The following is a 7,468-nucleotide window of genomic DNA, read 5'->3' on the forward strand; positions in this document are numbered from 1 at the left end:
TTTCGAGGATCTGCGTCCTCCTGCATCAAATTCGGGTCGAAATCAGGCTTGCATTCAGACCCTCCAGGCGCCATGCCGTGGAATTCGATCTCGCGTTGGCGACCGGTATTGCTGCCGGATGGAAATCAGCTTTCATTCGCCAGGAGCGTCTGCTTTCGCAACGCCCAAAGGCGTGGCCCCGCTCTCGGTTCACCCGCCGCTCCCCTCTGAAACCCTTGATCCTTGAGGCGGAGGCGCCGCCGCCTCCTCAGCTCCGCTCCTTCCTTTGCGAGGCCGTGAGGGCGCGGCCAAACCCCGGGCGTGGCGTGCGCTAAATCATCCAGATGCGCTCTTTTCATATTCTCAGTTCTGAATATTCGTGATAGCGATTTTTTTCCTCAACTAAAGTTTGCAATCCGCGGGTCGTGCATACATCCGTTGACAAACGTCTATTTCTAATTTGCTTGTCGCGTTAAATGATTCATAGCGAGATGGGCAAGGATTCATCCAAACATTGAGGGGAATTCAAGTGAACAAGTCATACAAAACAATCTGGAACGAGTCGCTGGGCGCCTGGGTCGCCGCATCCGAGCTGGCGACGGGTCGAAGCAAATCCAGCCGGAGCCGGAAGGCCACCCGGGCGGTGCTGGCAGCGGGCCTCCTGCTGCAGGCGGGGGTGATGGCGCCTGCGGTGGCTGGGGCGCTGGATGGCGGCGACCCCACGACCGCCGCCGATCAACAGGCCTACGGCTACAAGGCACAAGTCACGACCGACGCGCCGGCGATGGCCATCGGGTCGAACGTCTCAGCCGGTGCGGGCCAGGCCATTGCCATTGGCTACGGGGTGACCAACAACGCGATTCAATCCATCGTGATGGGGAGTGGCATCACGCTGGACGCCAATTCGGGCGGTTCGGTCGTCTTCCAGCCCTCGAATCAGGGGGCAAATATTGGCCGCACACAGGTCAGTAGATCTAGCCACAGCTTCGTCTTCATCAATGCGGCCGATCCCTTCAACGCCAACACCGTGACCAACAGTGGGAGTGCGGTGGCGATTGGCGCGACGCTCACCAATGCGTCGAGTTCGGTCGGTATTGGACCGAAGGCCAAGGTGACGGCGGGCACTGCGGTTGCCATCGGTGCGGTGGCGCAGGCGCTGGGGCAGTCGGCCGTCAGCGTGGGCTTCGAAGCCTTGGCATCGGCTGCGCAGAGTACAGCGATCGGGAACGGGAGCACGGCTTCCGGGGCACAGAGTTCAGCGCTTGGGGTTTCAAGCACGGCTTCTGGCGGGCAGAGCCTGGCGGCCGGCTACCTGAGCAAGGCTTCCAACCTGAATGCGGTGGCCTTGGGAACGGGCGCCAACGCGGGCGGCAGTTCGGCGGTCTCCATTGGCGACGGCTCGCAGGCCGCGGGCACGCAGGCGGTGGGCGTTGGCTATTTCAGCAAGGTCAGCGGCAACAACTCGGGCGCGATCGGCACCAACAACGCGGTCGCGGCCAACAACGCCTTTGTGATGGGCAACAACATCTCGGTCGGCGCCGGCCTGGCCGGCACCGTGGTGCTCGGCAACGGCTCGGCCGCCGTGGCCGCGACGCCCGTCACCAACGTGATCCTCAGGGGCACCACCTACAACTTCGCCGGCACCGCACCCACCAGCACGGTCAGCGTGGGGGCTGGGGGGGCGGAGCGCCAGATCACCAACGTGGCGGCCGGCCGCGTGAACGCGGGCAGCACCGATGCCGTCAACGGAAGCCAGCTGAATGCGACCAATCTGGCGGTGACCAATCTCGCGGCCAACGGCGCGTCCACCAAGTACTTCAATGCCAACTCGAGCGGCGCGGACAGTGTTCCCACGGGCGCCAACAGCATCGCCATCGGGCCGGATGCCGTGTCGGCGGGGGCGAACTCCATGGCCGCAGGTCAGGGCGCGCAATCCGCCGGGCAGCTTGCGGTGGCGGTCGGCCCCAATGCCAATGCCAGTGCCTTCGGTGCCAGCGCCCTGGGCGTGAACAGCAAGGCCACTGGCGGCAGTGCCACGGCCCTGGGCAACAGCGCCGTTGCAGCCGGCAACAGCGCAGCGGCCATGGGCGAAGGCGCCAACGCAACGGGCACCAACGCAGTGGCCGTGGGTGCCAGCGCCAAGGCGAGCAGTGACTACGCGCTGGCGGTCGGCGCCGGTGCCAATGCCAGTGCCAACGGTGCCAGCGCCATGGGCGTCAACAGCAAGGCCAATGGCAACAGTGCCGTCGCCCTGGGCAATGCTGCGAGTGCGTCCAACGTCAACGCAATGGCCATGGGCACCAACGCCGTCGCATCCGGCGCCAGCGCAGTGACTGTGGGCGAAAGCAGCAGTGCCACCGGTAGCCGGTCCGCAGCCTTTGGTAACAGCGCCAGAGCACTGGCTGACGACACGCTGGCAGCTGGTTCGAGCGCCAATGCTTCGGGCCTGCAGAGCGTGGCGATCGGTTATCTGAGCAAAGCTTCCAAACTCAATGCGGTGGCGGTGGGAACGAGTGCCAATGCTTCCGGTGCCACCAGCGCGGCGTTCGGGGGAAACAGCGCGGCTGCGGGCGATCAGAGCGTGGCGCTTGGCGCCAGTGCCAATGCGAGTGCCTTCGGTGCCAGCGCCCTGGGCGTGAACAGCAAGGCCACGGGCGGCAGTGCCACGGCCCTGGGCAACAGCGCCGTTGCAGCCGGCAACAGCGCAGCGGCCGTGGGCGAAGGCGCCAACGCAACGGGCACCAACGCAGTGGCCGTGGGTGCCAGCGCCAAGGCGAGCAGTGACTACGCGCTGGCGGTCGGTGCCAGTGCCAATGCCAGTGCATTCGCTGCCAGCGCCCTGGGCGTCAACAGCAAGGCCGCTGGCAACAATGCTGTGGCCCTGGGGAATGCTGCGAGTGCGTCCAACGTCAACGCAATGGCCATGGGCACCAACGCCGTCGCGTCCGGCGCCAGCGCACTTACCGTGGGTGAAAGCAGCAGTGCCTCCGGCAGCCGGTCCGCCGCCTTTGGCAACAGCGCCAGAGCATTGGCCGACGACACGCTGGCAGCCGGTTCGAGCGCCAATGCTTCAGGTCTTCAGAGCGTGGCGATCGGCTCTCTGACGACGGCTACCAAAATCAATGCGGTGGCGCTGGGTACGAGTGCCGATGCGACCGGTGGCGGTGCGGTCGCCGTGGGTGCGGGTGCGGGTGCTTCCGGGGACGGCAGCGCTGCGTTCGGGGTCAACAGCGCTGCTTCGGGTGAGCGCAGCGTGGCGCTCGGCGCCAGTGCCAATGCCAGTGCCTTCGGTGCCAGCGCACTGGGCGTCAATACCAAGGCCACGGGTGGCAGTGCCACCGCCCTGGGCAACAGCGCCAGTGCAGCCGGCAACAGCGCGGCGGCCCTGGGTGAAAGCGCCAACGCATCCGGCACCAACGCAGTGGCCGTGGGTGCGAGCGCCAAGGCGAACAGTGACTACGCGGTGGCCGTTGGCTCCACTTCCAATGCTTCGGGCTTGCAGAGCCTGGCGGTCGGTTATCTGAGCAAAGCTTCCAAACTCAATGCGGTGGCGGTGGGAACGAGTGCCAATGCTTCCGGTGCCACCAGCGCTGCGCTGGGGGGGAACAGCGCGGCTTCGGGCGACCAGAGCGTGGCGCTCGGCGCCAATGCAAATGCAAGTGCCTTCGGTGCCAGCGCCCTGGGCGTCAACAGCAACGCCATTGGCGGCAGTGCCACCGCCCTGGGCAACAGCGCCAGTGCAGCCGGCAACAGCACAGTGGCCTTGGGCGAAAGCGCCAAGACGAGCAGCAACTTCGCGCTGGCCGCCGGCGCCTCTTCCAATGCGTCTGGCTTGCAGAGCGTGGCGGTCGGTTATTTGAGCAAAGCTTCCAACACCAATGCGGTGGCGGTGGGCGCGGGCGCCAACGCGGCCGGCAGCAACGGGGTCAGCGTCGGCGCGAACTCCGCCGCCCGCCTCGACAATGCAGTGGCTGTGGGCAACAACGCCTTGGCATCGGGCACTTCGTCGATCGCCATCGGCAACGGCGCGCAGGCCACGGGCACGCAGTCGTTGAGCGTGGGCACGGGCAACAAGGTCAGTGGCAACAACTCGGGTGCCTTCGGCGACCCGAACACCGTGACCGGTGCAGGCTCCTATGCCTTCGGCAACAACAACACCGTCGCGGCCGACAAAGCCTTCGTGATGGGCAACAACGTCTCGGTCGGCGCCAGCCTGACCGGCGCCGTGGTGCTGGGCGATGGCTCGGCGGCGGTGGCCGCGACGCCTGTCACGGGCACGACGATCAATGGCATCGGGTACGCCTTCGCGGGTACCGCGCCCACCAGCACGGTGAGCGTGGGCGCTGCCAATGCGGAACGCCAGATCACCAACGTGGCCGCGGGCCGGCTGAGCGGCACCAGCACCGATGCGGTCAACGGCAGCCAGCTGTTCGCGACCAACCTGGCGGTGAACAAGCTTGTGATCAACGGCGCGCCGACCAAGTATTTCAAGGTTAATTCGGTGGAGGCCGACAGCGTTGCGGTGGGTGCGGAAAGCGTGGCGATCGGGCCGAAGGCTGTGGCGGGGGGCGCGAACTCGGTGGCCATGGGCAACAACGCCAATGCCGCGGAAATCGGGACGATTGCCATCGGGGCCAACAGCGTGGCCTACAGCGGGATCAGCACCGCCATCCCGGGGCTGGTTTATCGAGGCGTTGCCATCGGCGCAGACAGCGAGGCCGGCGGTGGCGTGGCCTTGGGCGACAAAGCCAAATCGACGGATGTCTCCACCGCACTCGGGAATGGAGCGGTAGCAGCAAACGGTGGCGTGGCGATTGGGGCTCGTACGGAAGCTCCAACAAGTGCGACCGGAAGTGCGTCGCTCGCTGCGGGCTTCTCCGCGAACGCGTCGGGCGACCAGGCTGTGGCGCTGGGGTCCGGGAGCAGTGCTTCGTCCGCAGGCGCTGTGGCGGTCGGAGCGCAAAACGCCGTCAGTGGCGCACTCTCCGCCGCCGTAGGGGTCGCGAACAAGGTCTCGGGCAACAGCTCCGCCGCGCTGGGCGTTAGCAACAACGTCGCATCCAACAATGCCTTCGTGCTGGGCAACAACGTCACCGTCGGAACTGGCTTGGACGGCGCCGTGGTGCTGGGCAACAAATCGACAGTGGCGGCTGCACAGGCCACCACGGGCACGACGATCAATGGCAAGGCCTACACCTTCGCGGGCACGACGCCGGCCGCGGGCGATGTGGTGAGCGTGGGTGCAGTGGGCGCGGAGCGCCAGATCACCAACGTGGCCGCAGGCCGCGTGATCGCGGGCAGCACCGATGCGGTCAATGGCAGCCAGCTGTACGCGACCAACACGGAGCTGAGCAATGTGGGCTCGGTGGTAACCAGCATCACCAACGGCGGTGGCATCAGGTACTTCCGTGCGAAATCGACCGCTGCGGACAGCCAGGCACTGGGCACGGACAGCGTGGCGGTCGGGCCGGCGGCTGTGGCCAGCGGTACAGATTCGATCGCTATGGGCGTCAATGCCAATGCGAGTGCCTTCGGTGCCAGTGCCATCGGCGTCAACAGCAACGCCACAGGCGGCAGTGCCACTGCCCTGGGCAACAGCGCCACCGCCACCGGTAACAGCGCAGTGGCTTTGGGAGAAAGCGCCAAGGCGACCAGCAACTTCGCGTTGGCCGCTGGCGCCTCGTCCAATGCATCGGGCCTGCAGAGCCTGGCGGTCGGCTACCTGAGCAAGGCTTCCAACACCAATGCGATGGCGTTGGGCACCAACGCCGACGCCAGTGCCTTCGGTGCCAGCGCCATGGGTGTCAATGCCACGGCTTCTGGCGGGTCTTCGATCGCCATGGGAAACAGCGCGAAGGCATCCGACAACAGCGCCATGGCCATGGGCACCAACGCCAATGCATCCGGCAACAGCTCAGCGGCTTTGGGCGAAGCCGCCAACGCCTCGGGCAGCAAAGCCGTGGCCCTGGGTTCCAGCGCCAATGCATCCGGTAACAGCTCAGCGGCTTTGGGCGAAGCCGCCAACGCCTCGGGCAGTAGAGCCGTGGCCATGGGTTTCAGCGCCAGGGCGACCGACAACTACGCGCTGGCCGTCGGCGCTTCCTCTAACGCGTCAGGCCTGCAGAGCCTCGCGGTCGGTTACCTGAGCAAGGCTTCTCAACTCAATGCGGTGGCGTTGGGCACGGGAGCCAACGCGGGCGGCAGTTCGTCGGTCTCCATTGGCGACGGCTCGCAGGCCGCGGGCACGCAGGCGGTGGGTGTGGGCTATTTCAGCAGAGTCACCGGCAACAACTCGGGCGCGATCGGCAGCAGCAACACCGTCGTCGCCAACAACGCCTTCGTGGTGGGAAACAACATCACCGTCGACTCCGGCCTGGATGGCGCGGTGGTGCTGGGCGACAAGTCGACGGTGGCGGCTTCGAATCCGACCGCCAATGCGACGGTCAACGGCAAGAACTACACCTTCGCTGGCGCGGCACCTGCTGCGGGCGGTGTGGTCAGCGTGGGTGCAGCGGGTGCTGAGCGCCAGATCACCAATGTGGCTGCAGGCCGCCTGAGTGGAACGAGCACGGACGCCGTCAACGGCAGCCAGCTGTACGCGACCAACACCGAACTGAGCAACGTGGGCTCTGTGGTGAACAACATCAGCAACGGTGGTGGCATCAAGTACTTCAAGGCGAACTCGACGCTGCCTGACAGCCAGGCGCAAGGGCTGGACAGCGTGGCGATCGGACCGAACGCAGTGGCCAAGAACGCGAGCGACGTGGCGCTGGGCAACGGCTCGGTCACGGACACCGCGGTGGCGACCGCGGGTGCGACGATCAATAACAAGGCCGTGACCTTCGCAGGCAACGCGCCGACCAGCACGGTCAGCGTGGGCAGCGTCGGTGCGGAACGCACCATCACCAATGTGGCCGCAGGCCGCCTGACCGCCAGCAGCACCGACGCAGTCAACGGCAGCCAGCTGTACGCGACCAACACCGAACTGAGCAACGTGGGCTCGGTGGTGAACAACATCAGCAACGGTGGCGGCATCAAGTACTTCAAGGCGAACTCGACGCTGGCGGACAGCCAAGCCCAGGGCCTAGACAGCGTGGCGATCGGCCCGAACGCGGTGGCCAAGAACGCGAGCGACGTGGCGCTGGGCAACGGCTCGGTCACCGACACCGCAGTGGCCACGACCGGTGCCACGATCAATGGCAAGGCAGTGACCTTCGCCGGCAGCGCGCCAACCAGCACGGTCAGTGTCGGCAGCGTCGGCGCAGAGCGCACCATTACCAACGTGGCCGCAGGCCGCCTGACCGCCAGCAGCACGGATGCGGTCAACGGCAGCCAGCTGTACGCGACCAACACCGAGCTGAGCAACGTGGGCTCGGTGGTGAACAACATCAGCAATGGTGGTGGCATCAAGTACTTCAAGGCGAACTCGACGCAGCCGGACGCCAGTGCAACGGGCACGGACAGCGTGGCCATCGGGCAGAGGTCCGTG

Annotated in this window: 1 protein-coding gene; it reads left to right on the forward strand. The window is 66.1% G+C overall.

Annotation, left to right across the window (positions count from 1 at the left end; all coding sequences use genetic code 11):
- Positions 1-508: 508 nt before the first annotated feature.
- Positions 509-7,468, forward strand: a 6,960-nt coding sequence (locus tag ACSFBC_RS12435; protein WP_435510628.1) for an ESPR-type extended signal peptide-containing protein, incomplete at its 3' end; no start/stop codon positions are given.

Source organism: Variovorax frigidus, assembly GCF_051216515.1.
GTDB lineage: Bacteria > Pseudomonadota > Gammaproteobacteria > Burkholderiales > Burkholderiaceae_C > Variovorax.